Origin of the sequence: Lactiplantibacillus sp. C232 (assembly GCF_023806725.1) — a bacterium.
Lineage (GTDB): Bacteria > Bacillota > Bacilli > Lactobacillales > Lactobacillaceae > Lactiplantibacillus > Lactiplantibacillus plantarum.
The window spans coordinates 1-25,143 of the sequence record NZ_JAMSKZ010000006.1; the positions used below are offsets into that span (position 1 = coordinate 1).

Consider the following 25,143-nt stretch of genomic DNA (forward strand, 5'->3'; position numbering starts at 1 on the left):
CTATCTAGTGCACAAGTACAGTTTGCCGTTGCGGAACGGCTACTGGCGTGCTGAAAAGTACGACAATCCCAACGAAATTATTACTGGACAAACAGTTGATTTGCTAGGTGATAAGATTGACGCCCCAGCTCGATCGATAAGGCAAGCAAGCTACTCAAACGGCATTGTTTGCGGCTATTACATCAGCCGGGTGCCGAAAGTATGAGTAAAGTCGTGATCAAGGGCGAACTACCTAGCTTAAATGAGTACATCAAGGCTGAACGGGCCAACAGATACGCCGCAGCTAAACTAAAGAAGCGGTACACGGCCTTATGTAGTGTGTATGCCAGGGCTAGTCGGAATTCTGGAGTTGAATTCAGTTGGCCTTGCAAGCTTAAATTTACGTGGTACACGAAGAACAACCGGAAAGATGCGGATAATATCGCGTTTGCTAAAAAGTTTGTGCTGGACGGCTTTATGAAGGCTGGACTTTTAGGCAACGACAATCGAAAGCATATCACGGGATTCCAGGACGAATTTGCCGTTGATAAACGAAATCCTAGAGTAGAAATAGATGAAATCACGGAGGACGAATAATCATGATTGATATGAAAATTGACCAGTATCATCTGACTAGTGACAAATACGAAGTTAAGGTTAACAGGATGTCATTAGACAGCCATGGGCATCCGGTAACTAGCTACGATGAAAAGTCTGGTATTAATCGGCTGGTAGAAGTACCCCTAGCACACTGTAAAAACGTCGAGGACGCATTGCACTGGCTTCGTGGGTATTTAATCCGGACTGGTAGTGAACACATTAAAACAGTGGATCAGTTAGCCATAAAGAGTCATGAAATTGAACGGCAGTTTGACACGTACATTAAAGAGCGTGTACCGGAAGGATTGTGAGCTATGTCCGGAAATGCTAAAACGTATCGGGATTTATTTCAAGAAATATATGAAAAATATGGTATTCAAACTACAACACAATTTCACATCAATCCAGATAAACAGATAAGTGAAGAGAAATATCAAGAAGCTTTAAAAGCTTATTCAATTTTACCAGCAATATTTGATGATACCTTTGGGAGGAACGAAGATGCCTAAACACACTAAGAAGCGTTCAACGATTAAACGTAAGCACCGGCGAATGAAGCAACATGCCGAAGCAAATAAAGCTAAAGCTTTAGATGGCAAACAATTGGCCAAGGGATATGGGCCATACAACATTAATAAGCGGGCGTTCGGGGAGGATTGAAAATGAGTATTAGAAATAAAATCGGACTTGGCATGATAGCCTTATTTATTTTAGTCACGATCATTGGGAACTTCTTAGACGGATTTTGGCATGGAGTTGCCTTTATCATTGTTGTGGCATGGATTGTGATAGCGCTGGAACTATCGAGTTCTAACAGATGATTGGAGATGGCGACGATGATTAAAATCGATAAATGTGTTGCTAAACCAACAGAATTTAACGTAATTAAAATTACAAGTGAATTGGGTAATGAAGTACAGAAGGCGTTTAAGGATGCTAATAAGCTTGATGAAAAACTAGATAGACCAAGAAACACTTGGAAAGCAATCTTTCAATATCATGGGTTGATTTGGACTAATATATGGGGATTTGAATTCATAGCAAATTATGGGAAGGAGAATCAGTGTAGACGACAGCCAGTTTCACTTAATGATCGAATTATCGAAGATCGTGATAGTGAGCAATTCTTAATACCTAATGAGCTATTTGAACGCTATTTTATGTAGGAGATGGTACCGATGATTAAGTTTAGAGCGTGGAGTAAAGATCTAAGCAAATATCGTAAACTAGACGATATTAGTAATGACCAAGGTTTAGGTATGTTTTTTGAAGTTCAAAATGGAATTGGAAGTAATGTAACTTCAATTTGCTATTCTGTTGGTGATGTTGTTGAACAGTTTACCGGCCTGAAAGACGTGAACGGCAAGGATATCTATGAAGGCGATATTGTTCAACCCGTTAGTTCTTATATGCACTTAAAACGTGGTAAGCCTTTTGAAGTTAAAAAGGGTAATTATGTATATGGCAAATGGATTGCTAAAGATATATCCAACAAGGTATTTAGTGTAAATGGGTGCTATTTTGACTATGAGATACAGGTTACTGGCAACGTGCACGAGAACCCAGAACTATTGAAAGGCTGAGCTGACATTATGGAGTTGAGCAACTGCGATAGTAAACAAAAAGCCGCCTACTAGGGCGACCAGTCACAGGACCACTCGAATGACCGTTGCTAGTATAACATATAAAAAGCGCCGCCATTGCTGACGTCGCTACGATTGATACCTACAAAATTAATTATAGCATACGAAAGCGGAGGGGCGCATGATGGGCGAACAGCAAGTTATTTCAGATGAAATTTTTCCACCAATTGACCAAGAGAAAACAATTAAACAGGTGCGGCGGTTCTTGGATAAGAAGTTACCGCAAGCAGTTCGGGCGTCCGGCCATTCGGTCGCTGATCTTAAATCGCCTAGCATGGATGGCATGCCTAAGTCGGCCCCAGCTGGTAACTCGGCCGAGGATCGGATTACACGCCGCCTATATGCTGAACAGATTGTCCGACAGACTATTCAGGCCATGGCTCGCTGTGATCATGAGTGCCAGGAGATATTAGATCGGCTATATTTGCAAGGATACAGTGATACGATGTGCTACATGGATATTGGTTACAGCAAGACTCAGTATTTTGACCGCTGGAAGCCCTTGGCAATGCTACAGTTCGCGCAGAGCTATTACCTAGAAGACCTGAATATTTACCAAAACCGAACTCAAACCGGACTTTAACCGAACTTTTTCCGAACCCAAGCCGGACTTCATAGCAATAAATTGGTGGTAAATTAGTATTATTGATAATTGGTTAGGGCGACAAATAAATGTTTTTCTGATAGCTCTAATTGATTATTATTGTGGCCTTAGCTCAGTTGGTAGAGCGCCTGACTGTTAATCAGGTTGTCGCTGGTTCGAGCCCAGCAGGCTACGTTAGACGGGCGCAGATGTACAGTTTGTATTGCCTCCTTGATTAAGTTGATATGATGGCCCGTCTATTAAGCAGATATTATCTAATTGGCAAGATGGCGGTCTCCAAAACCGTCTATGTTGGTTCAAACCCAGCTATCTGTGTAGCCGGCGGATTTATAAGGGGTGATGCGCTCCTCTCTGCCGCCGGCATTAGTCTTCGTGTTTAATGTCGGCCGTTAAATGCGAGTATCGCCGTGGGCTAATTGGCAAGCCACAATGGGATGTAGGTTCGAGTCCTACCAGCGATATAATCGGCGCAATTAAACTGGCCACCAGATTGCCTGCAGGAACAGGTGCGCTGTGGTATTGTATATAGATGCCGAAAGGGGGGCTTTAGCTCCCTCAGGTATTCTCAGTAATCCTTCAAACTGCTCTCGCTTATTGGCGGGAGTTTTTGTATAGTTAGATTAGTTTGGAGGAATTAGTATGGTATGGATAAGAAAAAATTGGAACCCACTATTGACCACAGCAATTTCTATATTTGCTCTGGCCATATCAGCATTAGGATGGTGGCAGCAACATAATGCTACTCAGGTATATAGAAACAACACACGGCAAGTGATTAAAAACTCAACTAAGCTGGCTGTATATGATATTGATTTGCTGATTTATAAAGTTAGCTATGCTAAGAATGTTCCTTTATCAAAAGAACAACTGGCTTATCAAACTGATAGTTTAAATCAGAATTTATCGATTATAAAAGATGTTCAAATAACAAACTTACCAAAATCTGAGTCGATGAATTATCAAGTCTATCGTGCTGATTTGTCCAATGTTATTTATCGTATAAATAGTTCCTTGAATCAAATAGAGGATATTTCAAAAAAGAACTCGAAATTTAAGGGTTATATTGATGGACAATTGTATTTCAACTCCGAAATACAAGAAACTTTTCTAAGAGAGCTAGTATTAACTAGAAACGTGATTTTAGAAGATGAACATACTGTAAAAAAAGGAGGAGATTTGTATGAACATGGATACGAGAAACAAAGAAAAGCGTTAGAAAAAGAAGATAAAAATATAATCGACGAGTATGGAGGGTCAGGTGACTAAAATGATTTTTATATTTAGCTTGATAATAGGAATACTGGGATTGTCAATCGGGTTGTTTCAACTTGGTTACAATACTGGTAAGAATAAACGAGAATAAAGTGATTTGCTTAGCAATATCTTTCGTGCGGTTATTTTGTAAGGTATTAAATTTAGGAGTGACGTCATGGCAGTAATGATTCACAGCAAATATGGGTACGAGCCGCCTGAATGGGTGCAGGCTGATGCCCGGATAGATAAGTGGTACAAGGACAAGAAGCGTCGTGCTAAACAGCATGGCGCTTTTAGTTTGGGGAAAAATAAAAAGGTGGTAATTAAGAATGAACGATGTTGAATTTACAAGTAAATGCAAAGCCTTAGTGCTGGACTACGCTAATGAACATTTAGATGTAACTGATGGAAAACAAATCACTGTCGATGATGTCTTTATTGTTTGGCAAGTTAAAGCATTACAGAATAGCAAAGCGTTACTCAGCACGACGTTAAGTGATGGCATGTACTACGAGCTTACCTATAACGGTGATAAGGGTGAGATCTACCTAGACGCCTACAAAAAGTTTGAGAATCGATGCTACAAAATTTAGACTAATTAATTCCAATTAACGGAGGTGTGGTGGTATGTAATGGCTAAATATGAAAAATGGTTAACTCCTGATGGACTTGTCCGAATTGGTGGCTGGGCTCGTGACGGTCTCACTGATGAGCAGATAGCGCATAACATGGGGATTAGCCGTTCGACGCTGAACGCATGGAAAAAAAGGTTTTCGGACATTTCGGACACCATAGGAAAAGGCAAGGATGTTGTAGACCGACAAGTTGAGAATGCACTATTAAAGCGTGCTTTGGGAACCACGACAACCGACAAGATGTATCGCATGGTTCATAAAGACAATGACGTACTTGATATGGAAAGGCGACGTTTTAGCAATGCTTGGAAATTAAAGCACCCAGAGGCCTCTAAGAAAGAGATTGATGACGCTGCTATTGCGGGAGTAAAGGAATATAAACGCATTCAGCAGACTGAAAATGTTCATGAATTTCCACCTGATGTTAATGCAGCTATATTTTGGTTACGTAATCGTAAACCAAAAGCATACCGTGATCAAAGTTTCCAACAGCTTAATGAAGCACAAACTGACAAAGCGAAAGCTGAGGCACGTATTAGTAGTCATAAGGCTAATGAACTTGAAGGCGTTGGTCATGTAAATCCATTGCTTAAAGCTTTAGCTAAAGGAGCACAACAGTTAGTGCCGAAGGAGGAAGAAGACGATGCAAACACCGATAGAGAAGATTAGCTATGGTAAGAAACAGGCGACGTTTATCTTTTCTCCATTCGACCACCTGTTTGATGTTAATGAAGGCTCAATTCGTGCGGGTAAGACCGCGGCGGATGATGCCCGGTTAGCGCTATTTTATTTGGCAACAACGGACGAGAACCATTTAGTTAGCGCTTATAACCAGGAGCTTGCTTATAATCTGTTTATCGAAGGCGATGGCATGGGACTAGCCTATATATTTGATGGTGCTAGTCATTTGAGACGTGATCGTGGTGGCGACCATTTAGCTTTAGACCTGCCTAGTGGGAAAAAGAAGATTTATTTCAAAGGTGGGGCCAAGTCAAACAGTGCTAACGCTATTCGTGGGATGTCATTGGGTTCAGTCGCGTATTCTGAAATCAACTTGTTAAACCGCGAGTTCCTTGACGAAACCTTTCGGCGGACGGCCGCAGCTAAGTATCGTTATCATCTTGCTGACCTTAACCCGCCAGCACCACAAGACCCGATTATTAAGTTCTTTGATGAACGTGATGCGCATTGGCTGCATTGGCGTATGTCTGATAACCCAGTGATGACAACCAAGCGCTTGGCTGAAATGGAGGCACAGCTTAAGAAGAATCCATATCTGTATAAGCGCGACTGGTTAGGATTAAGAGTTATGCCACAAGGGATTATCTATGACCAGTTTGACCAAGATAGTATGACTAACCATACTTTGATTGGACAACCGGTTGAGATGTACTTTACGGGTGATGCCGGTCAAGATGATGCCACAACAATGAGTTGCAATATTGTTACCCGCGTCCGGCAACCTGATGGGCGTTTTAAGTTTGTTCTAAACCGTGTTGCCAATTATTATCACAGTGGTACGGAGACCGGACAAACAAAGGCAATGAGCACATATGCCACAGAATTAAGAAGATTTATTTTGTGGTGTGTTAACACATACCAACTGCACTACTCGATGGTGTTAGTGGATCCCGCTTCATTGGCATTACGACAAGAGCTAATTAAGGTTGGCGTTGAAGCTGGTAAGGCGGATAACAACGGGCATGATCACGTTGGTAACTCTAAAGGAATTGAAGTCGGCATTCAGCGGCAACAATCATTGATTGCAGATGGTCAGTTTGTCTTAGTTGATACGCCGGATAGTGGACTAGCAAATCAGAGCTATGATAATTATCACTTTGTTAAAGAACTTGGTATGTATGTGCGTGATGAAATAACTGGCAAGCCGGTCGATGCTAATAACCATGCAATGGACGAGTGCCGGTACGCTGCTAATTACTTTACGAAGAAATACAAGGGAGGTTACTAGCCTTGTTTAACAGAATACATGATTGGATAAAGGGGGTGTTAGTCAAAATGGGATTAGCTACTGAGTTGCAAAGCGTAACTGACCATAAGAAGGTAATGGCGGATGATGACCAGTATGGATTGATTGCTAAGTGGTTTAGCATTTATCAGTCAACACCGGAATGGTTGAAAATACACAAAAAGTTACCAGACGATTCTTATTTAGACCGTCAGAAAATGTCATTAAACATGGGACAAGTTGCCGCCAAGAAGATGGCAAGTTTGGTATTCAATCAAAAGGCTGTTATTACTGTTAGCCCAAAGAACGCGAAGAACCCTGATGATCCTTCATCGCCAGATGATTATCAAACGATTGAGAATCAGTTCGTACAGCAAACCTTGAAGGACAATCATTTTTATAACAATTTTGAACGTTACTTAGAATATATGTTCGCAACTGGTGGCATTGTTATCCGATTGTACACTGATCGTGGTAAAGTTAAGATTCGATTTGCTACCGCTGATGCATTCTATCCAATCACGTCAGATGCTAATGGTGTCAGTGAAGCTGTCATTGCCTCCAAGTTCATGAGTGACAATCATTACTATACGTTATTGGAATGGCATGAAGAAACCGATACAGACTATGTCGTGACTAACGAGATTTACAAGAGTACGACCAATAGCAATGATGATTTGGGTGTGAAGATTGATGATTGGAGTAACTTGCCAGATGCGTTCAAAAACATGTCACCGCAGCCAACTAGGTATTCCAAAAAACTTTATTCACGGCCGACGTTTATCTATTTAAAGCCTAATTTAGCTAATAACTTGCACATTGACAGTCCATTGGGTATTCCTATCTACGCTAACGCCATAGACACATTGCGCCAGTTAGATGAAGCCTATGACTTGTTATTCCAAGAATTTGTCAAAGGAAAACGGCGTATTGCCGCACCAGCAAATCAATTAAAACGTGAAGTTGATCCACAAACCGGTAAAACACGGTATTATGTTGATTGGAATGAAGATGTCTATATGGCATACAACACGACAATGAGTGGCGGTGATGGTGAGTCAGCGAAACCGACTGATATTACATTAGGACTGCGAAATGAAGCAATTGTGGCTGGCATCAATGATTTGTTGCATTTCTACTCTTCACAAATTGGTTTCAGCGCAGATATGTTTACGTTTGACAGCAAACAGGGTGTTATCACAGCGACAGCGGTAATTAGTGAGAATAGTGATACGTATCAATCCAAAAACAGTCATGAAACGTTGATTGGAGAAGCAATTGAACATATTTGCCAGATTATTGTGGAGCTGGCTAAAAATGATTCCAATGTTCAATATTCAGGTCAAACAGATATTGATATTTCTGTTAACTTTGATGATTCGATTGCTAAAGACCGGAATGACAATTTGGATTATTACATGAAGGCGAATGGTAATCACCCCGTCATGACACAACTAGAAGCAATTAAACGTGCCAATGGAATTACTGATGTTGAAGCTCAACAGGTTCTTGACCAAATCAATGCAGAAACAGCAAATGCTGAAGGTGCAATTGAAGATGTCGTTGGCGGTAATGGTAAAGATGGTGAGGATGATGCTTAAGCCGTGGGACTTATCGGGTTATTCGGATGAAGATGCTAACAACTATGCTAGTGTTGAAGATTTGATTTGGTCTTACATTGTCAACCTGATAGGAAATGAAGCATCTAAACATGATGATAGGGATAATGAATGGGTAAACGAGTTACTTAACCATGCGGACGATGTACGAAAATATGCTGCTAAAATAACTGTCTCACCTACACAGCATGCGTCTAAGCAATTGCACACAAGACTTAGTACAATTAGTCAAGATAATGTCAAACAAGCTGAAAAGTGGCTTAAAAAGGTTACTGGAAAGCAAGTGGATTCGATCAAGGATTCGCAACAGTTTAAGCAAGTTGTTGATGACCAGTTAACAGAGACGGATAATTATCTGAACCTCGCTAGACGTAATATGAGCGCTAATGCGTATCAGATGTTTAGGGGAATTGTTGGTGATGCAAAGCGGTCAATTGATAGTGGTACAACTGCTATCAAAGCAATAGCTAAAGCTAGTGAGCAATGGGCAGAACAAGGTGTACCCGCACTCGTTGATAAGGCTGGTCGAAAATGGTCACCAGATGTTTATGTGCGGACAGTGGTTAACTCAAGTATTAATAGTGCTACGAATGATACAGAGTTACTTAGGTATCGCCAGTATGGCTCGTTAGTTAAAGTTAGTTCACATATTGGATGCCGTCCAAGCCACTTACAGTATCAAGACCATGTTTATTCTTTGAACGGTAATACAGACAAGTATCCAGATTTTGAATCAACAACGGGATACGGTACGATTACTGGCATTGGGGGCATTAATTGCCGACATTATACAATTCCATATATCGAAGGCTACGGTTCAATGCCAGTGCCACAGCAGTCAGATGATGACAATGCTGCTAGGTATCAATTAGAACAAACTCAGCGACGACTTGAACGTGAGGTGCGAAAAGCTAAGCGTAAACTGATAGCAGCTAAAAAGCTTGGTGATCAAAGTGATATTACGGCTGCACAAGAATTAGTGAGACGTCGTCAGTCAGTTACTCGTCAGTTTGTTAACAAGCATGGGCTAGTACGTCAATACAATCGAGAAAAACAGTAGTGCCCTTAGCATGGCGTTAAAAGGCTTATTTTTTATACCTAAATTTAGAGAGGAGCAATAAATATGGCAGAAAATGATCCAGCGACACCTGAACCAGTGCCGACACCTGATCCAGTACCGACTCCTACGCCAATTGATACAGAGCAGGTGGCTGCAGACGTACGTACTGAATTATTGAAATCGCTTGGATTCGATAATGAAGATGACTTGAAAGGGGTTGTTGAACAACATAATAAGGATGTGGCGGCTAATCAGAGTGAGTTAGAAGCGAAATCTGGTGAGCTAGACAAGGCAACCAGTAAATTAGCAAAGGAAACCAGTCGTGCTGAAAATGCAGAAGCACAAGTGGCTGCACTTAAGCAGGGTGTTGATGCTGACCATTTGGGTGACGCATTGGCACTCGCTAAGGCCGATTTGGTGAATAAAGCTAACGGCGTTAAAACAATCGATGAGGCATTAACAGGTGTTTTGGCACGAAACCCATCGTTTAAAGGTGCAGAAGTCGCACAAGGAACAGCCGTTGCTGGTCAAAATCTTAGTGGTGGTCAAGGTAACGTTACAGTGCCAGATTTATCAAAGATTAGCTACGGTGAAGCTGCCAAACTGAAACTTGAGCACCCGGATGTATACAAGCAAGCTGTTACAAAACTAACAAATAATTAGGAGGAAATAACACATGGCAGATGAAACAACTGTATTAGATAACCTGATTGATCCACAAGTTATGACTGCGATGATTAGTGCTAAATTACCTAAGGCAATCCGTTTTAGCGCTATTGCACCTGTTGACACTACACTTGAAGGTCGACCGGGCACTGATGTAACCGTACCTCGATACAAGTATATCGGAGATGCGACGGATGTCGATGAAGGTGGCGCTATTGATTATGCCAGCCTTTCAACAGATACCGACATGTTCACGATTAAGAAAGCAGGTAAAGGTGTCAAGATTACTGACGAAGCCGCTCTATCCGGATACGGAGATCCAGTAGGCGAAGGCCAGCGACAAATTACGATGGCAATCGCATCTAAGATTGACAATGATATCTTGGCTACTGCAATGAAATCACGGCTTACGTTAAGCACTGGCGTTGATGTTACCTCATTGGATATGGTCGATGCAATTGAAGCTGCATTTAATGATGATACGAGTGAGTACGCGGTAGAAGATGATTCACCGACCACCGGCGTGTTGTTTATGAACCCTAAAGATGTCAATAAACTACGTAAGGCTGCTGCTGAGAACTGGACGCGAGCAACTGATTTAGGTGACAACATCTTGATTAATGGCACATTTGGTGAATTACTCGGATGGCAAATTGTGCGGTCGCGTAAGATCAAAGAAGGCTCCGCTGTGGCAGTTAAGCCGGGTGCAATGCGTACCTACATGAAGCGGAATGTTCTCTCTGAAAAGGGTCGCGATATGGATCATAAGATCACTAAGTTTAATGCCGATGAACATTATGGTGTTGCAATCTATGATGACACTAAGTTGTTAGTCATTAATCCATTTGATGTCGAAGGCGGTACTGTTATTAACCAAAACGTAACCAGCACTAAGGATGCTACGGTTAAAAAATCCAATAAGGGTAAAGCTGTGGCATCTGATACGCCGTCAAAATAATGCCACCGTCTAATGTTAAAGCAATGCCTACGAATGACGGTGCGAAGATCACAGCAAAGTAGGCAATTAAAATTAGGAGGAATGTAGAATGGCTAAAGTGTTGAATGCTTATCAAAAGGGCAACGAAACGGCAATTGCAACTGGTGATGCAACCAGTGTGGCAATTACTGGTTTAGCAGCTGGCACAGTTGTCGCTACTGGTGACTATCAGGTTGCCTATGTGGACGGTAGTCAAACGAGTGACAAGGTAGATGTTCCCGGATTTACGGTTCTTTCCGCCAAGCCCGCTGATCCACAAGATGTTAAAGCTACAGCAACCACTGATGGTGCCAATGTAACTGCTGGTTAGAGGTGATTAGATGCCGATAGTAGATCAAGATTTTTACAATAATGTTTATTTTGGTGAGACGGTACCAGCTGATATTAAGTTTGAACGTTTGGAAATGCGGGCCGAAGAGATGGTAAATCAATACGCAAATTATTATTTCGATTCGCATAGTCTTGATGATTTGCCACTTGATGCTGATCGAATCAACGTGAAAAAGGCTGCCTGCGCTCAGATTGAATGGTTTATTGATTCTGGTGGGGTTGAAGAACTAGCTAACGCTAAACAATCTGCTAAAGGGATTAGTCATGTAACGATAGGCAAATTTAGTTATGAGAAGTCAGCGCCAGCAACGCTGCCACGTGGTACGGCACAGCGCTCCAATGCGGCAATCAACTACTTACGACCAACTGGCCTATTGTATCGTGGGGTGCATTAAATGGATGATATTATTGATCCAATTCCCATCGAGTTGTTAGATGATGCCGTCAAAGTGACGCCCTACGACGCTAATAAAGCCAAACAGGATTCATGGACTACCAGCTCAGATAGCAATGGATCTGATGACTACATGATTAGACATGTACGAGTTGAACCCACAACTTCAGTGTCAGTTCAATCTGTTGGTAATAATACTAGTACACAGGTCGTTACTGGCGCTTATACATTAATTATTGATTCGGCTAACTCGGCGCCACTAAACAAGTTACCTAGCCTGAATGACAAGATTCAGGTACAGAGTACCCAACAATCATTAGTTGTGAAGAGTCTTGACCCCATTTATGATTTTGGCACGCATGTTCATCATTGGGAAGGGGTGCTGCAATGACTAACAAAGTAGACTTGTCACCATTAGTTACACGTTTGAATAATCTTAATGTGCTGACAAACCGACTAGCAGATGTGATTGTGCGTGATTCTGACCAATATGTGCCATTTCTAAATGGTGATTTAGCTGGCCATGTATCGAGAATTCAAACCGGTACTGGCGTTACTATTGTTTGGACAGAGCCGTATGCGGCCTATATGTACGGTGGTAAAGTAATGGTGAAGGCACCGGATACAATGGGTCAGCGGAGAGGTTATCACAAAGTAGTGACGAATCGGCCTTTGAATTATAACCACACTAAGCATGCGTTAGCGCAAAAGGGTTGGGTTGATAAAGCCTATTTGGTTAATGGTCACAATTGGTCAGCGCTCGTGGCACACGGATTGGGGGCGACGTAGTGAGTCAAGTTGACCTTGATCTGGATGTTCGGGTTGCTAATTATATTAGTGCTAACGTTAAGCTGTTTGATACGTTAACACTTGGCAATGACTATGCTCCAGGAATGTCACTGAGTTATACATTGCAACCCGCTGGACCGGCAACGCGATATTATGACGGTCGCCGCCGCCGTAGTTTTGCATTTGCAATCACTGCTAAACATCCACACGGAATTGTTTGTATTAACACTCTCAGTGCCATTATGGACATCATGGAGAATGCAACGCCGATATCAATCAAAAGTGAGAATGGAAGTTTCAAATTCATAAGCGCTAAGATGACAACCTCACCGGAGTTTCTAGCCACTGTTCAGGATGACGATGGTCAAGATGCTCAAAAGTATGGTGTCTATCAAGGCGCTTTTAGTGTACAAGTAATTATTTAATTTAGGAGGAATGCAAAATGGCTGATGCAACAACACCAACAGCTGACCCGAACGACAGAAACGTCCAGGGGTCAATTCAAGAAAACTATTTAGATGAATATTGGGTAGGAAAAACTGCGGCAGATAAGACGATCAACTGGTTATATTTAGGTGATGGGATTACGACTGTAACGCCTAAATATACTGATAAGAAGAAGTCTGCTGCCTACTACAATGGTGGTGGCCAAGAACGACAGACAGTTACTGGTGTAACGTCATCGTATGATATTTCTGGTGATCGTTCAATTGGGAACCCGGCCCAAGATGATATTGCCGACATGAAGCAAAAGACTGGTGGCTTACGTGAACGGATGTTCCGTAAAGTCCAATGGGTACAAGAAGAAGATGGTTCATTAACACCTAATGCGATTGAATCAGGTATGGGAACATTCTCTGACATTGATGATGGTGGTGGCGCTGCGGACGATAACGGTAGCTTCAAGGTAACGATGACGTACAATGCTACTCCCACAGTAATCAAGGCAAGCAATCCTACTGATATGCAAACTGCATTGAAGGATACACCTTGTCAAAATGCGATTATTTTGGGTGTTAAGGCTAATATGCCAACTGACAACGGTAATCCGTCAAAATAACAGCGCCATCAAATGTTCAATCATTGCCTACTAGCGATGGCGCTATTGTAAAGAGTATGTAGGCAAGTGACGGAGCAATCCGTCATACATAGCATTAAAAATATTAGGAGGTACTAGCATGAGTGATGTAATTAAATTAGAGGTTCCTAGTGACAGTATGACGTTTGAAATTGGTGATAAGAATTACACGGCAAGTTTTGCTGATAAATCATTTGCTATTTTTACAGATCAATATAATGACATTAAAATGGCTGAGGTGAAATTACAGCAGGAGTTACATCATCGATCAGTTGAATTAACTGATAAAGAAGCTCAATTGGAAAAAGATATGATTAACGAGCCAATGACGGCGTTAGATCATAAGAAACAAGTCCTACAACGACGCTATTTACGAATGTACGATGATATTCAGAACAAATATAAGATTGAAGCTAAGGAACGCTTTTATCAATTACTTGATGGCATGTTTGGCAAAAACGCTGGCAAGGAACTATACCATACTTGCAATGATTCCATGGTGGTATTTGCTAAGGTTGTCGCTCAAATCATGATTAACGTAGAACAACATACGGATATTTCTGATTATCGCGACAAGTACTTACAGTCCATTACAGAATTGCGGAAGAATGAACAATGAGTTTTACCGAGATAAACACTAACAGCATCGTATTTCAGAAACATCGGTATCGTTTAGACCTTTCATTTCGCATGGTGTTGCTCTATTTTAAAGCGATTCGGGATGATGGCCTCACTATACCAGAGCGTGTAGAAGTCAGCTTAAAAGCGCTGGTATTGGACGATACGAGCAAGCTACGTTTTGAGGACAAGGGTCAGTTACTGTCTGAAATATTTAATACAAAAATCAATAATGACCGCGATCGGGTTCGAGCCAAGGTACTCAAATCTGGTAAGCGGTCTTTTGATTTTGATGAAGACGAATCGTTAATCAAGGCTGGGTTCCAACAACAATATGGTATCGATTTAGACCGAGATAGTCTCAGTTGGGAACGGTTTACCACTATGTTGGATGGCCTTAATGAAGATACGCAATTTAAAAAAGTTGTCAGATTTCGACTGGCCAAGGTTAGTGATGATATGGATGCTGATATGCAAACTTATTTAAAGCAAATGAAGCTGATTTATGGATTAAAACAAGCTCACACCGATGGCGACGGCAAGCTGACACCAGATGAACTATCTATCGAGCTAGCTAATTTAGATATGCCACACAAGGCGTTACGGATGAAAGAGTTACGGGAGCAAGGGAAAATATAGAAAGGATGTGTGTAGATGGCTGATATTGCTGGTAGTGTCAAGATTAACGTGGACTTAATCGCTAAAGAGGCGCTTGCACAAGCCGAAGTTCTTAAGCGAACATTTAAAGACGTGGATGTTAGCCCGAAAGCAGCTGCCAATTTAAAAGTGTTGAATCAAGGGTTAGAGACAACTGCAGCCAGTTATAGTAAGCTATCAGCCGCTCAAGAACAAGCAGGGCTGCACATGTCTTCTCAAGTTTCTAAGTTGAACTCTTATAAAGCGCAGTTGCAAGCTAACCGACAAGAGATGACAGCAACAGCTGGTGAAATTGGTCGTCTGTCACGAGCAGAAGGCGATAATTCTGCTCAAGTAGTAGCGGCTAAAAGTAAATATGCTGCCCTTGAACGTGAACAGCAAGCTCTGGTTTTGTCAGCAGGCAAGTTGCAAAAGAGTGTTGGTGCATTAACACCTGAAATGGCTGCCGCAGCTGACAAAGCCATGATAATGGGTACTAAGATACAAAATGCTGGTGAAAAGATTAGCTCTCTTGGAAGTAAGGCCACTATTGGTTTTACGGTACCTATTGTCACAGCACTGGGTGTAGCAACTAAAGCCGCTTCCGATTATCAATATCAATTAGCTGATATCCGTAAGGAAGTTGTTGCACAAGGATACTCTGCTAGCCAAACAAGCTCAATTATGAAGAATCTATCTTCAGACACATTAAAATGGTCCAAAGAGTTTGGTGTTGGTACCAAAGAAATCAATGATGGTATGTTTGAATTGGTTTCTAATGGTTACAATGTCAAACAAGCCATGGGAATGATGCCAGAGTTGTTAAAGACTATGACCGCTAATTCCGATCAGTCTGGGGAGTCTATTAAACTGACCGCTTCTATGCTTGAACAATTTGGTCAGAACTTGGGTTCAAACAGTACTGTAATAAAGAATGGTAATAGCTTGATGAATCAGATGACTGAAGCCACCCATAAGTCAGCCATGTCATTAGACGATTTGAAAGAAATTAGTGGTAATGCTGGTGCTGCAATGCACGCCATGGGCGTTAAAACATATGAATTTATGGCAATTGCAGGGCGCTTAAAGTCTGCTGGTATTGACGCTAGCTCTGTTGGTACAGGGTTGTCATCATTGATGACACGAGTTGGAACAGGGACAGGTCAAGCAGCTAAGGATTTAAAGAAATACAATATTCAAGTATTCGATAGCAAAGGCAAAATGAAAGACGTCTTTGATATTCTTGGACAAATGCAGGGTGCTTACCAGAAAATGAATGATAAGCAGCGCCAGTCATTTATGTACAACGTTGTTGGTCAGGAAAACATGAAGGTCGGTATGACCTTGATGGATGCTAACCTCGACCGGTACAAATCGTTATCTAATGAGATCGAACACAGCAATGGAACCGTTGATAAATACAACAAAACCATGCGTAACACGAGTCAGTTCACCATGGCCCAATTTAAATCTAGTTTAAACGCTTTAGAGATTGAATTTGGGCAGAAATTCCTACCAACCCTCACGCCCATTATTCGTGAGTTAAAGAATATGCTAGACCGTTTTAGCGACTTAGATCCGGCAACGCAGAAGCTAATTCTTAATACAGGCTTAGCTGTTGCGGCTGGTGGTCCATTGATTAGCATGTTTGGAAAATTGACCTCTGGTGTAGGGCTACTAACTAGTGGATCTACGAAACTATTGGTTGGTGCTGCTAAACTATCACCGTTATTTGGCACTTTAGTTAAAGATGGCGGCGCGGCCAGTACTGTCATTGCTGGTATTAGTGGTGGTGCTGAAGCAGGTTCAGCTTCTTTGCTAGGATTAGGTGGTTCAGCACTAGGTACAGTATCCGGATTAGGTGCATTGGCTGCAGCTGCCGCCCCGGTCGTGTTAGGTGTAGCAGCTGTGGGGACAGCAACTTACTTTGCGATTAAAGCCGGCAAGGAGCATAGTGACCAGTTGAAGCGCCAACGTGCTTCGATGGACGAATATGGTGCCAATATTAGTAAAAACTCGCAAAAAGCAATTGGCTCGTTTAATGAACTACATCAAAAAGCCAAGAATGATATGGCGCTATTGGACACCGCGGTAGGCAAGCAGTCTAAACAGTTATCTAGCGATGTGGTTACTAAATACAGTAAGATGGCTGATTTGGTTGAACAACAGTTTTCCAAGACTAAAAAGGCCGGGATGGATGCACTATCCGACTTATCCGGAAGCTTTGGAAGTGCTGGCAATAGCTGGATAACGCAAGTTGAAAAGGGCGTTGATAAGCGGGCTGATGGGCAAACTAGTAAGCTCGAAAAAGCTAAAAAAACGATGGAGAGCATTCTAAAGTCAGTTGACGGTGACTTCTCTAAGTTGTCTGCTACTCAAAAGGCCAAGCTAAATGAGGCTGAAGCTTACATTGACTCGCAAGTCTCCGCGTTTGGTATGGCTTATAAAGACCAGCAAGCGTTATATAAAGCCTACGTTCAACAACATGGCACTATTACAGATGGAATGTATAAAGCTGACGTAAAGTCAGCAGATTCGGCATATTCCAAGACTTATGGCAAGGCAAGTGATAGTTATAAGAAGAGTCTGTCTGAGCTGAAATCGCTAAGAAAAAATGACCAAATTAGCAAGGACCAATACGACCAAGCACTTGCCATGCTAGACGCTAAGCGTAACAAGCAACAAACTCAGGCCTCACTGGAATACATCAAAACTGAAAAAGCGGCCGGCGATGCGTATAACAACAATGGTCGTGAAAGCTTGCGTACTAAGCAAACGCTTGATGATGAATACACGAAAACGATTACCGATGAAAATGGAAAAAAGGAAAAGCTTTATTGGGACGATGTCAGTAACAGCGAAGAATCAGCAGCCAAATGGATTGCGGACCATAAGAAGGATAACCAGAAGTACATTGATGATCAAGTTAACGCACATGGGACCATTGAAAAGAATATAGCTAAGTTCCAGAAGTCTCAGGAAAAAGCCTATGAAGCAATGGGAATGTCCAACTCTACAGCAGCTGCACAAGCAAAGGTTGATGCTGATAACATGCTGGCGGAGACAACAAAAGCAGGTGCTAAATTGGCCGCAAGTGCTGAAAAAACGCATGATAATTATGTTAAGTCTTTGAATAAAGGCACTTTGGGAAACCCAGCCAATGTTGCTAAGCAATGGGGACTTGACCTTTCTGATAGCGCTGCAAACATTTCTCTTGGTAAATATGGATACAAAACTGCACAACAATTTTGGACTGATGTCAAATCTGGTAGCAAACAGGGTTATGAAGAAGCACAAGTGTATTTCAATTCAATTCTAACTGGCTTCAAAGATGACGGCAAAAAGAATATCAGTGATTTAACCAATTCTGAACAGGAAGAACTTCGATCAGGTCTTTCAACGGGAATCTTATCTTTGAAAGATTTAGCTCCTGTTTTTGGAAATACAATTACTGGTCTTTTCCCACACGACCTATCTAAACTGAGTGAAAAAGAAATAGATACCCTGAAACAAGGGTTAACCGATGGTGCCGTGACTATTTCAGATTTGAAACAACAATTTGGAGACAATATTACCGGTTTGTTTCCTAAGGATCTATCAAAACTCGGAAAAACTGATATAGCAACTTTAAAAGAAGGACTCAAAAGTGGTGATATCACTGACGCTCAATTGAAAAGCCGCTATGACAAACAATATGCTGCTATTTTTAAGCAAGATTTATCTAAATTGGGCAAGAGCAATATTCAAACACTCAAATTAGGCCTGGATTTAGGTATCATTACCAAGAGTGGTTTAAAGACACGTTATGGTAAAGCAATTTCTAATATCTTTGATCATAACTTGAAAAAGATTGGTCAAAAAGATATTGATACCTTAGCAAATGGTATTGATTTAGGAATCCCTGGTGCTAAATCTGCATTGAATAAGCTAAAGTCGGCAGTAAAGAGTGGAGCTAAAATCAATATCACTGGCGAAGGGTCATGGACTATGGATACCCTTAACAAGGCTTATGCTGATAAGAAAATTTCGACTGAAAACTACTTGAAAGTATTAGCAGCGATGGTTAAGGGGAAGACTAATATTGATATTGGTGAAAGCGGCCGTAAGACCATGGATAGTTATAACGATGGTATCAACGGTGAGAAAAAGGTGCCTATTAATTCGGTTACGGGGACTGCTCAAACCATTAAAGATGTTATGACTTTGGGGCAAAAAGCTGTTGGTGCTGGTAACGATACAATGGAATCATTCAATCAAGGCCTAGTTGAGAAAGCCGCCGACCCCCTGAAGTCTGCTGGCGGAGTTGGAAAAGGTGTGGCTCATAACCTCGATCAAGGTGGAGCTAGTGTTAATGCATTGTCTAAAGCTGTTGGTGGCAAGAGTTCTTACACAGCAACTGAAAACAAGTTAAGCATAACGACAGGAATACCACATAAAACCGGTACTAATGGCAAAATCACAAGTCCTGAAACTGCAATAGTCGGTGATGGTTATAAGCCAGAATTGATTGATTACGGTAATGGATCATTAGGACTGTCACCGGCTGTTCCAACTGTGACCCACTTGCCTGTCGGTGCTCAAGTCTTTTCAGGTGAGGATACTGAAAAAGCGGCACCATTCCTTAAAATGATGGGGTTACCAATGTTTGCGACTGGTTCCGGTGGCAACATCGTTGATTGGATCAAGAATCTATTTGGTGATGCTATGAAGTTCATGGAGCACCCCATTAAGAACTGGGAAAAACTAATAGATTCAAGTTTTCAGATGAACCTGTTTCCAGGTGGCTCACAAAGTCATTTCGGACCAGATACAAAATCATGGGAAAAGAAACAAACCAATTGGCTAAAGAAACTAGCCATTGAGGGTGCTGGCAATCCGGGTGGTGCTGGCGTAACGCGGTGGATTCCGTACATCAAACGAGCCGCCGCTGCTATGCACGTATCGATGCCTGAAGATGGCGTTAAGAAAATCCTTAATACCATCAATCACGAGTCCGGTGGTAATCCAACAGTATTTCAACATGGCTATGTGGATGTCAATACTGGTGTTGACCCTGCTCAGGGGTTACTTCAATTTATCGGACAAACATTCCGGTATTACGCGGTTAAAGGCCACGGAAACCGTGCTAATGGTTATGACCAACTATTGGCGTTATTTAACGATTCAAACTGGTACAACGATTTGATGTGGAATCGCGGCTGGGCGCCCAGTGGTCATCGTCGTTTTGACAAGGGCGGTGAGTCCTATGAGAAACAGTTAGCATGGGTATCTGAGCATAACCAACGTGAAATTCATATCCCGGATGATCAATCGAATTACAGCAAGTATTTAACGGACCAAGCTGTCAAGATGTCATTTGGCCAGCAGGCTTTTGTTGCTACAAGTGCGGAACAAGCCGCTGGATTAAAGAGTACCATTCCCGTAGATGCTCCTAAGCACGGTGGGCCCGTCGCGGTCAGTGGTGCCACGGCAAACGGAACTGGTGAGGTGTTAGGTATGGTCAAATCATTAGTGGACGCAATTACTAGCAAGACAGTTAACATCACTGCCAAACTAGATAACGGCGTCCTTTTTAATGCGCAGTATCCGTTAATTAAGCTGGCTCTAGGCCAAGATGTTGTCATTGATCGAGCGAGAGGAGGCAAATAGATGGAGTTAGATATTCAAGTGATTCAACAGGATGGTAGTAATTACTGGCTATCTGATTTGGGTATTCAAGTAGAAAAGTTTTCACCACCTGCACCGACGTTCATTCGAACGTATACGCCAGTTGGTAAGTACAATGTAACTTCATCTGAAACACACACGAGTGAACGAAAAATCCCGCTAGTTTTTGACGTCAAAACAATTGATTCAGTTGACCAAGAACTAATGCGGTTAAAGCTGTTTGACTTGTTTCGTGGATACGAGGACTTTTATGTCGTTAGCAGTGTTATTCCATCGATTCGTTGGCCAGTCCATGCGGATGATGGGTTTAATGTAGCCCCTTATGAAGCGTCACCTATTATGACGGAAGATATCACAGTTAACCTAGTTGTTACCGGTGGATTTGGCGAGACGATTAATACTACTGCTAACATGAAGAATAACATTCCATTAGGATTTGATATTCCGTTTGCATGTTTGCCGCCGTATCGTTTCACCAATCAAAGTGACGTCAAGGTGTTTGTTGGTGGCTCAATTCCGCTGCTGGCTGATGGCAAGACGGCCACATTAACCTTCCATGGAGATGTGGCTAGTCAATTATCGATTACTAACAAAACTACGGGACAAGTGTTTCAGTTAAATCAAGCGTTGAAGAAATCCCAAACTCTAATTTTATATGGCATGGTTCCAGTTGTGGATGGCGTGAATGTCTACAGCAAGGGGAATCATGCCTATTTAGATTACGTCAAAGGGATTAATGAATTACTGGTGGCGGGTGCAACGAATTATGATTTGGAGTTTGATACACGCTATTACGTTTAGGAGGTGTGACAGTGTTTTATTTACGTGATGTAACAGGTAACGAACTACCAGTTATCCCAATTTCAGCACAACTGACTGAAACCGTGAATCAAGTGGCTCAGTTGGAATTGACGTTCATTAACACGGGTACGAATGCGTCTGCTGTGGGCATGTTGCAACCACGCACCCTCTTGCTGGATTCTGATAGTGGCGAAGCTTATCGTATTCAGACCATGAATGGATCTAACATCGGTGGTAGTCGCAATGTTAAAGCAACGTTTCTAGGCGCTGTGCACGATTTAAATGACCATTACGTTGAGAAGAGTATAAAGGGAGCCCAGTCGCTCGATAGCTGCATGCAGCTAATTACTGAAGGCACTGGTTTTACGTATACGATTCATGATGATTTCAATCATTATGATTTTTCTGAAGATTTCGGTACTGGATTAGCGTTTGATTTATTCTTAAACACTTTGATGTCGGACTTCAATTTCGAATGGACTAGTACGGGCAAGCACATTGATATTTATAAACAAGTCGGTAAGCGTGATGCTTTCGTTTGGTTAGATGGATTGAATCTTAGCTCGTTGACAGATGAGAGTGATTACACGACGATTGCTACGCATATTAAAGGTACAGGTAAGTTAGACGACAAGGAAAAGCCATTGGCTACTGCTGAGTACACGAGTCCTAACGCAACAACGTGGGGTGTAATTGATGCAGAGCCAATTTCTGATGAGCGGTTCACGAATAGTGATTCCCTATTGGCATATTTGAAATCAAAATTACAAGATGTGCCGTTGATTCAGCGAACTGCGACATTGAATGATTTCAAGACTAACTCGGTATCTGGAATGATTAATAATAGTGAGGTTGGAAATTATGGCTATATTCGGGATCGCAATGGTGTGGATGTTGAAACTCGAATCAGTGAAACCGTGATTGATTTGGTTAATCCAGCGACGACTAGCGTGACATTTGGCAATATGACCAAAAGCTTTACACAAATCACCGCGGGATTGCAGACTGCTCATAGTGATTCTGGTAAGCAAATCGCACAGCTAAAGGCCGGGCTTGATGCTGTAGACGGCAATGATTTGATTACTGATGCGAGTACACTAGCAAGACTTAATGCATTGGGTGGTGCCGCGAATGGATAAAATGACGGTGCAACAGGCTATTAATATTCTTTCAATGCAGTTTCCGATTAGCTGGGAGAAGATTGCCAATAAACCAGAGTTAGTTACTAGTGATGACTTGGACCAACGACTAAGTTTAATTGGGCAGTTGACGTCACCAGATGGAACGGTATGGGAACCTGCCATTGATAATGACGGGAAAGTGACGTGGCAAAAGAAGGAGGCGGTTGAATGAGCATTAAATTATTCACTAATGAATTATCTGCTGTGTATGATGCTCCGCTACGGGAAATGCTGATATCCAACTTCGTGATAACTCAAGATACTTTCAATGACATACTTGATAATCAAGCTACGATAGAGCACCGGCAAAGTGATATTAAAGAGACACAAACAACAATTGAATCAAAAATTCGAGTTCAGGATGAAAATATGCATGAACTTGTTGATATTTTGGCTAAGTATGATGTACCGATCCAAATTGTTAACGGCAAAGTAGTAGATACTGAGGAAGGTGAGTAAATGATTAGTACGATTACGCTAGATACGTATAAACAACAGATCAGCTCGGGTGATGCGTTTGACTTGAGTGATAGTTTCAACGGCCGAGTGGGCGACGAACAGGTCCCATTGGTTGTTCAATTTAAAGAGCGAGGACTAGCACAACAGTTTCAAGATGGGTTAGTGCCGTTTATAACCGGCTTTGTGGGTAGCCTTGATGAGAATAGCCAGGTGACTGCCGAAACCGGTGAAGCGGTCAGCTATGTCGGCTCTAGTGATGATGTTGTTGGCTTGGGCCGGGTGAAGATGAATCTACCTGGGAATATGTTTCCACAAGAAGGATATTTCTACGGCTTTTTGGGCTTGCAGAATGCTGATGGCAAACGCGTTACCACCTTTAGTGTCTGGTTCCACGTATACAACGGGAACCCTGATATGTTTGTTAATAAGGCCCCCTTTCGGACAGAGCTACAAAAGTTACTTGATGAAGGGGAGGCTACAATTAATGCATACAAAGACAAACTAAATCAAGAAATTAGCACCGTCACGGAGGCCTATACGAAGACTCAGGCTACAGTCCTTGCTCTAACTACGCAGTTAGATGAATTGGCGCAGAAAATTAAAGACGGTAATGTCGTCACTAACGCTGATTTAAAGATGTGGAGTGATCAATTTAATACGACTGTGCAGGGCAAATTGGATGGTATGACCGCCAATATTGCTAATTTGGCCACTAATTCCAGTGATGCTTACATCACAAATCTGAAGATTTTGCTGAAGGTTAGTTGGCAAGAATCAACTACGTCTGGTTGGTACCCGCAAGGATTCTCAGTAAACAAGGATAAGAACGAATTATACTTGTCGACCGAAATTACTGGTGGCACCGAAACACGGATTGAGATTCATGATTTAACAACTGGCGAGTTAAAAGGGATGAAGTCATTTGTCAATGAAGCAAACTCATTCTCAGAAGGCATTCCATACTTCTACAACGCCAATGGTGAGCTATGCTTTATTGTGTCAGTTGTGAATGGCGACGGTTATGCCATTTTCAATTACGATACGGGTAAAGTTGGTGACAATATCCCAATCAATGGCAAGTTCAAATGGGGTGTTGAGGGCAATAATTTCGTTGCCACCGAAGCAACTCCAGGCAAAATTGCTAAATATTCGGTTTACGCCTGGGATTCAATTCAAGCTGGTAAGCCAGTTTTTGAGCAGGATGTCTACGTAGAATCAAATGGTAATCTTGACCGTAAGCCACAAGGCATTACAATGTCAAATGGTAAAGTTTATTTGACGATGGGAGCATATGGCACGAAGATTGCGCTGCAAGCCTACGACATTGATGGCAAAATTGTGACTAAAGCTGAATTTTCTAAGTCGGGCTTAGCAGAGTTCATCAATGAGAATTATCCAAATTCAATTACTGATACTGAGAACTATTTATTGGAAGCCGAAGGCGCATATACGTTAGGACACACACTGATGCTGGGTGTGGTGGCCAATGGTAAGTTCTATTTGATGGCAGCCGGTAGATTAGATGGCACCAAAATTCAAACAAATATTCCCCAGAGCAACGAGAAAACTGACAGTCAATTGTTGGATGATGGGCAAGATATTCTAGACTTACCTAGTGGTCAATATGAGGGAGCCAATTTCAAAAATGGCCCATTAGCAGATGGTGATGGTTCACTGTTACGCGTTCGTGTTGAGAATAATACCGCCGGGCGTAAAGTATTGACCGCGGTTCAGAGCTACAGTGGCAACCAATGGACAAAGACCGTCCACACTGACGGTAAAGACGGCAGTGGAGATTGGCTGGTGACTACCGGGGCAACGTTTACTAATACCACCATTCCAACAGAAAATGGAACCAAAGCAGATAACTTGGTTTACTATGTTGAGACCCGTGGCTACTTCGCTAAGCATGTTGAGCTACGAATTAACAATCTAACTAACTTATCGCCTAGCAAATATATCACAATTGGCCGCGTGCCGGCGGGAATGGCACCAATGGTGCCGACGACTTTTGTCATTCCAGCCTATAGTGCTCTGAGTAGTCCAAGCAAATACATTAGTTTGTGGGTGACTGCTGGTGGCGTGATTTTTGCCGGTACGACCGCTAGCACTGAGACGACCGATCAATTTTCTGCAGTCATTGACTGGATTCATTGGTAGGAGGAAT

Annotated in this window: 31 protein-coding genes, 2 tRNA genes and 1 pseudogene; all 34 read left to right on the forward strand. The window is 42.0% G+C overall.

From position 1 onward, the window contains the following. Positions 1–205 (forward strand): annotated as a pseudogene (locus tag MZO41_RS07155) (hypothetical protein); the annotation flags it as partial. After that, positions 202–576 (forward strand): hypothetical protein, encoded by a 375-nt coding sequence (locus tag MZO41_RS07160; RefSeq protein WP_003642802.1) that lies wholly within the window; start codon positions 202–204, stop codon positions 574–576. The pseudogene MZO41_RS07155 and the gene MZO41_RS07160, both read left to right, overlap by 4 nt. A 2-nt stretch (positions 577–578) precedes the next feature. Next, positions 579–890: a hypothetical protein gene (locus MZO41_RS07165; RefSeq protein ID WP_208664199.1), complete on the forward strand. Its 312-nt coding sequence runs from the start codon at positions 579–581 to the stop codon at positions 888–890. 3 nt (positions 891–893) lie between these two features. Then, positions 894–1,088, forward strand: a complete 195-nt coding sequence (locus MZO41_RS07170) for a hypothetical protein (RefSeq protein ID WP_063722323.1) — start codon at positions 894–896, stop codon at positions 1,086–1,088. Further along, a complete protein-coding gene (locus tag MZO41_RS07175) occupies positions 1,081–1,239 on the forward strand; it encodes a hypothetical protein (RefSeq protein WP_154816406.1) in 159 nt (52 codons plus the stop codon). Before MZO41_RS07170 ends, MZO41_RS07175 begins: the two co-directional genes overlap by 8 nt. 2 nt (positions 1,240–1,241) lie before the next feature. Then, positions 1,242–1,400: a hypothetical protein gene (locus MZO41_RS07180; RefSeq protein WP_187331639.1), complete on the forward strand. Its 159-nt coding sequence runs from the start codon at positions 1,242–1,244 to the stop codon at positions 1,398–1,400. Between the two features lie 15 nt (positions 1,401–1,415). Next, positions 1,416–1,745 (forward strand): hypothetical protein, encoded by a 330-nt coding sequence (locus tag MZO41_RS07185; protein ID WP_063722324.1) that lies wholly within the window; start codon positions 1,416–1,418, stop codon positions 1,743–1,745. 12 nt (positions 1,746–1,757) lie between these two features. After that, positions 1,758–2,162, forward strand: coding sequence for a YopX family phage-derived protein (locus MZO41_RS07190; RefSeq protein WP_252129655.1), 405 nt, complete (start codon positions 1,758–1,760; stop codon positions 2,160–2,162). A gap of 181 nt (positions 2,163–2,343) precedes the next feature. Further along, entirely contained in the window at positions 2,344–2,805 is a 462-nt protein-coding gene (locus tag MZO41_RS07195; RefSeq protein ID WP_003642805.1) for an ArpU family phage packaging/lysis transcriptional regulator, read from the forward strand. 122 nt (positions 2,806–2,927) lie between these two features. Beyond that, positions 2,928–3,000, forward strand: a tRNA-Asn gene (locus tag MZO41_RS07200). Between the two features lie 69 nt (positions 3,001–3,069). Then, positions 3,070–3,141 (forward strand) — tRNA-Trp (locus MZO41_RS07205). Between the two features lie 324 nt (positions 3,142–3,465). Continuing rightward, positions 3,466–4,092: a hypothetical protein gene (locus MZO41_RS07210; protein WP_065674793.1), complete on the forward strand. Its 627-nt coding sequence runs from the start codon at positions 3,466–3,468 to the stop codon at positions 4,090–4,092. 163 nt (positions 4,093–4,255) lie between these two features. After that, positions 4,256–4,423, forward strand: coding sequence for a hypothetical protein (locus MZO41_RS07215; RefSeq protein ID WP_083202668.1), 168 nt, complete (start codon positions 4,256–4,258; stop codon positions 4,421–4,423). Beyond that, positions 4,410–4,673, forward strand: a complete 264-nt coding sequence (locus MZO41_RS07220; protein WP_063732526.1) for a DUF6275 family protein — start codon at positions 4,410–4,412, stop codon at positions 4,671–4,673. The genes MZO41_RS07215 and MZO41_RS07220 overlap by 14 nt, the downstream gene beginning before the upstream one ends. 39 nt (positions 4,674–4,712) lie before the next feature. After that, the gene (locus tag MZO41_RS07225) at positions 4,713–5,384 is read left to right on the forward strand and encodes a helix-turn-helix domain-containing protein (protein WP_252129656.1); all 672 of its coding nucleotides are present in this window, start codon (positions 4,713–4,715) and stop codon (positions 5,382–5,384) included. Beyond that, positions 5,359–6,684 carry a PBSX family phage terminase large subunit gene (locus MZO41_RS07230; RefSeq protein WP_252129657.1) on the forward strand — a complete coding sequence of 442 codons (1,326 nt, stop codon included), beginning with the start codon at positions 5,359–5,361 and terminating at the stop codon, positions 6,682–6,684. The genes MZO41_RS07225 and MZO41_RS07230 overlap by 26 nt, the downstream gene beginning before the upstream one ends. 2 nt (positions 6,685–6,686) lie before the next feature. Beyond that, a complete protein-coding gene (locus tag MZO41_RS07235; protein WP_252129658.1) occupies positions 6,687–8,282 on the forward strand; it encodes a phage portal protein in 1,596 nt (531 codons plus the stop codon). Continuing rightward, entirely contained in the window at positions 8,203–9,360 is a 1,158-nt protein-coding gene (locus MZO41_RS07240) for a phage minor capsid protein (RefSeq protein WP_252129659.1), read from the forward strand. The genes MZO41_RS07235 and MZO41_RS07240 overlap by 80 nt, the downstream gene beginning before the upstream one ends. Before the next feature lie 63 nt (positions 9,361–9,423). After that, positions 9,424–10,023, forward strand: coding sequence for a hypothetical protein (locus tag MZO41_RS07245; RefSeq protein WP_252129660.1), 600 nt, complete (start codon positions 9,424–9,426; stop codon positions 10,021–10,023). 13 nt (positions 10,024–10,036) lie between these two features. Then, positions 10,037–10,984: a N4-gp56 family major capsid protein gene (locus MZO41_RS07250; RefSeq protein WP_060684041.1), complete on the forward strand. Its 948-nt coding sequence runs from the start codon at positions 10,037–10,039 to the stop codon at positions 10,982–10,984. 88 nt (positions 10,985–11,072) lie between these two features. Next, positions 11,073–11,333, forward strand: a complete 261-nt coding sequence (locus tag MZO41_RS07255) for a hypothetical protein (RefSeq protein ID WP_065980403.1) — start codon at positions 11,073–11,075, stop codon at positions 11,331–11,333. A 10-nt stretch (positions 11,334–11,343) separates the two neighbouring features. Continuing rightward, positions 11,344–11,748 carry a head-tail connector protein gene (locus MZO41_RS07260; RefSeq protein ID WP_065980404.1) on the forward strand — a complete coding sequence of 135 codons (405 nt, stop codon included), beginning with the start codon at positions 11,344–11,346 and terminating at the stop codon, positions 11,746–11,748. Then, positions 11,749–12,138: a putative minor capsid protein gene (locus MZO41_RS07265; RefSeq protein WP_065980405.1), complete on the forward strand. Its 390-nt coding sequence runs from the start codon at positions 11,749–11,751 to the stop codon at positions 12,136–12,138. It begins immediately after the preceding gene. Further along, complete coding sequence (locus MZO41_RS07270) at positions 12,135–12,536, forward strand: minor capsid protein (protein WP_252129661.1); 402 nt, start codon at positions 12,135–12,137, stop codon at positions 12,534–12,536. The genes MZO41_RS07265 and MZO41_RS07270 overlap by 4 nt, the downstream gene beginning before the upstream one ends. Beyond that, a complete protein-coding gene (locus MZO41_RS07275) occupies positions 12,536–12,961 on the forward strand; it encodes a hypothetical protein (RefSeq protein ID WP_015380612.1) in 426 nt (141 codons plus the stop codon). Before MZO41_RS07270 ends, MZO41_RS07275 begins: the two co-directional genes overlap by 1 nt. 17 nt (positions 12,962–12,978) lie before the next feature. After that, on the forward strand, positions 12,979–13,596 hold the full coding sequence (locus tag MZO41_RS07280; protein WP_063486493.1) for a phage tail tube protein: 618 nt from the start codon (positions 12,979–12,981) through the stop codon (positions 13,594–13,596). A gap of 118 nt (positions 13,597–13,714) precedes the next feature. Next, entirely contained in the window at positions 13,715–14,233 is a 519-nt protein-coding gene (locus MZO41_RS07285; protein WP_065980407.1) for a hypothetical protein, read from the forward strand. Then, the gene (locus MZO41_RS07290; protein ID WP_065980408.1) at positions 14,230–14,871 is read left to right on the forward strand and encodes a Gp15 family bacteriophage protein; all 642 of its coding nucleotides are present in this window, start codon (positions 14,230–14,232) and stop codon (positions 14,869–14,871) included. Before MZO41_RS07285 ends, MZO41_RS07290 begins: the two co-directional genes overlap by 4 nt. 15 nt (positions 14,872–14,886) lie before the next feature. Then, the gene (locus tag MZO41_RS07295) at positions 14,887–20,517 is read left to right on the forward strand and encodes a phage tail tape measure protein (RefSeq protein ID WP_252129662.1); all 5,631 of its coding nucleotides are present in this window, start codon (positions 14,887–14,889) and stop codon (positions 20,515–20,517) included. Continuing rightward, positions 20,518–21,336, forward strand: coding sequence for a phage tail domain-containing protein (locus tag MZO41_RS07300; protein WP_252129663.1), 819 nt, complete (start codon positions 20,518–20,520; stop codon positions 21,334–21,336). A gap of 11 nt (positions 21,337–21,347) precedes the next feature. After that, the gene (locus tag MZO41_RS07305) at positions 21,348–22,475 is read left to right on the forward strand and encodes a phage tail protein (RefSeq protein ID WP_252129664.1); all 1,128 of its coding nucleotides are present in this window, start codon (positions 21,348–21,350) and stop codon (positions 22,473–22,475) included. Further along, entirely contained in the window at positions 22,468–22,689 is a 222-nt protein-coding gene (locus tag MZO41_RS07310; protein ID WP_047673688.1) for a PepSY domain-containing protein, read from the forward strand. Before MZO41_RS07305 ends, MZO41_RS07310 begins: the two co-directional genes overlap by 8 nt. Beyond that, entirely contained in the window at positions 22,686–22,976 is a 291-nt protein-coding gene (locus MZO41_RS07315) for a hypothetical protein (RefSeq protein WP_065980412.1), read from the forward strand. Before MZO41_RS07310 ends, MZO41_RS07315 begins: the two co-directional genes overlap by 4 nt. Beyond that, positions 22,977–25,136, forward strand: coding sequence for a hypothetical protein (locus tag MZO41_RS07320; RefSeq protein WP_252129665.1), 2,160 nt, complete (start codon positions 22,977–22,979; stop codon positions 25,134–25,136). It begins immediately after the preceding gene. Positions 25,137–25,143: the final 7 nt, after the last annotated feature.

What these genes read in the sequence shown, in the direction of transcription:
- MZO41_RS07175 (WP_154816406.1), top strand. Translation starts at nt 1,081, where the DNA reads ATGCCTAAACACACTAAGAAGCGTTCAACGATTAAACGTAAGCACCGG.
- MZO41_RS07185 (WP_063722324.1), top strand. Translation starts at nt 1,416, where the DNA reads ATGATTAAAATCGATAAATGTGTTGCTAAACCAACAGAATTTAACGTA.
- MZO41_RS07320 (WP_252129665.1), top strand. Translation starts at nt 22,977, where the DNA reads ATGATTAGTACGATTACGCTAGATACGTATAAACAACAGATCAGCTCG.
- MZO41_RS07295 (WP_252129662.1), top strand. Translation starts at nt 14,887, where the DNA reads ATGGCTGATATTGCTGGTAGTGTCAAGATTAACGTGGACTTAATCGCT.
- MZO41_RS07300 (WP_252129663.1), top strand. Translation starts at nt 20,518, where the DNA reads ATGGAGTTAGATATTCAAGTGATTCAACAGGATGGTAGTAATTACTGG.
- MZO41_RS07195 (WP_003642805.1), top strand. Translation starts at nt 2,344, where the DNA reads ATGATGGGCGAACAGCAAGTTATTTCAGATGAAATTTTTCCACCAATT.
- MZO41_RS07250 (WP_060684041.1), top strand. Translation starts at nt 10,037, where the DNA reads ATGGCAGATGAAACAACTGTATTAGATAACCTGATTGATCCACAAGTT.
- MZO41_RS07255 (WP_065980403.1), top strand. Translation starts at nt 11,073, where the DNA reads ATGGCTAAAGTGTTGAATGCTTATCAAAAGGGCAACGAAACGGCAATT.
- MZO41_RS07220 (WP_063732526.1), top strand. Translation starts at nt 4,410, where the DNA reads ATGAACGATGTTGAATTTACAAGTAAATGCAAAGCCTTAGTGCTGGAC.
- MZO41_RS07265 (WP_065980405.1), top strand. Translation starts at nt 11,749, where the DNA reads ATGGATGATATTATTGATCCAATTCCCATCGAGTTGTTAGATGATGCC.
- MZO41_RS07280 (WP_063486493.1), top strand. Translation starts at nt 12,979, where the DNA reads ATGGCTGATGCAACAACACCAACAGCTGACCCGAACGACAGAAACGTC.
- MZO41_RS07270 (WP_252129661.1), top strand. Translation starts at nt 12,135, where the DNA reads ATGACTAACAAAGTAGACTTGTCACCATTAGTTACACGTTTGAATAAT.
- MZO41_RS07285 (WP_065980407.1), top strand. Translation starts at nt 13,715, where the DNA reads ATGAGTGATGTAATTAAATTAGAGGTTCCTAGTGACAGTATGACGTTT.
- MZO41_RS07245 (WP_252129660.1), top strand. Translation starts at nt 9,424, where the DNA reads ATGGCAGAAAATGATCCAGCGACACCTGAACCAGTGCCGACACCTGAT.
- MZO41_RS07240 (WP_252129659.1), top strand. Translation starts at nt 8,203, where the DNA reads ATGCAGAAACAGCAAATGCTGAAGGTGCAATTGAAGATGTCGTTGGCG.
- MZO41_RS07310 (WP_047673688.1), top strand. Translation starts at nt 22,468, where the DNA reads ATGGATAAAATGACGGTGCAACAGGCTATTAATATTCTTTCAATGCAG.
- MZO41_RS07210 (WP_065674793.1), top strand. Translation starts at nt 3,466, where the DNA reads ATGGTATGGATAAGAAAAAATTGGAACCCACTATTGACCACAGCAATT.
- MZO41_RS07165 (WP_208664199.1), top strand. Translation starts at nt 579, where the DNA reads ATGATTGATATGAAAATTGACCAGTATCATCTGACTAGTGACAAATAC.
- MZO41_RS07290 (WP_065980408.1), top strand. Translation starts at nt 14,230, where the DNA reads ATGAGTTTTACCGAGATAAACACTAACAGCATCGTATTTCAGAAACAT.
- MZO41_RS07215 (WP_083202668.1), top strand. Translation starts at nt 4,256, where the DNA reads ATGGCAGTAATGATTCACAGCAAATATGGGTACGAGCCGCCTGAATGG.
- MZO41_RS07160 (WP_003642802.1), top strand. Translation starts at nt 202, where the DNA reads ATGAGTAAAGTCGTGATCAAGGGCGAACTACCTAGCTTAAATGAGTAC.
- MZO41_RS07260 (WP_065980404.1), top strand. Translation starts at nt 11,344, where the DNA reads ATGCCGATAGTAGATCAAGATTTTTACAATAATGTTTATTTTGGTGAG.
- MZO41_RS07225 (WP_252129656.1), top strand. Translation starts at nt 4,713, where the DNA reads ATGGCTAAATATGAAAAATGGTTAACTCCTGATGGACTTGTCCGAATT.
- MZO41_RS07315 (WP_065980412.1), top strand. Translation starts at nt 22,686, where the DNA reads ATGAGCATTAAATTATTCACTAATGAATTATCTGCTGTGTATGATGCT.
- MZO41_RS07170 (WP_063722323.1), top strand. Translation starts at nt 894, where the DNA reads ATGTCCGGAAATGCTAAAACGTATCGGGATTTATTTCAAGAAATATAT.
- MZO41_RS07180 (WP_187331639.1), top strand. Translation starts at nt 1,242, where the DNA reads ATGAGTATTAGAAATAAAATCGGACTTGGCATGATAGCCTTATTTATT.
- MZO41_RS07190 (WP_252129655.1), top strand. Translation starts at nt 1,758, where the DNA reads ATGATTAAGTTTAGAGCGTGGAGTAAAGATCTAAGCAAATATCGTAAA.
- MZO41_RS07230 (WP_252129657.1), top strand. Translation starts at nt 5,359, where the DNA reads ATGCAAACACCGATAGAGAAGATTAGCTATGGTAAGAAACAGGCGACG.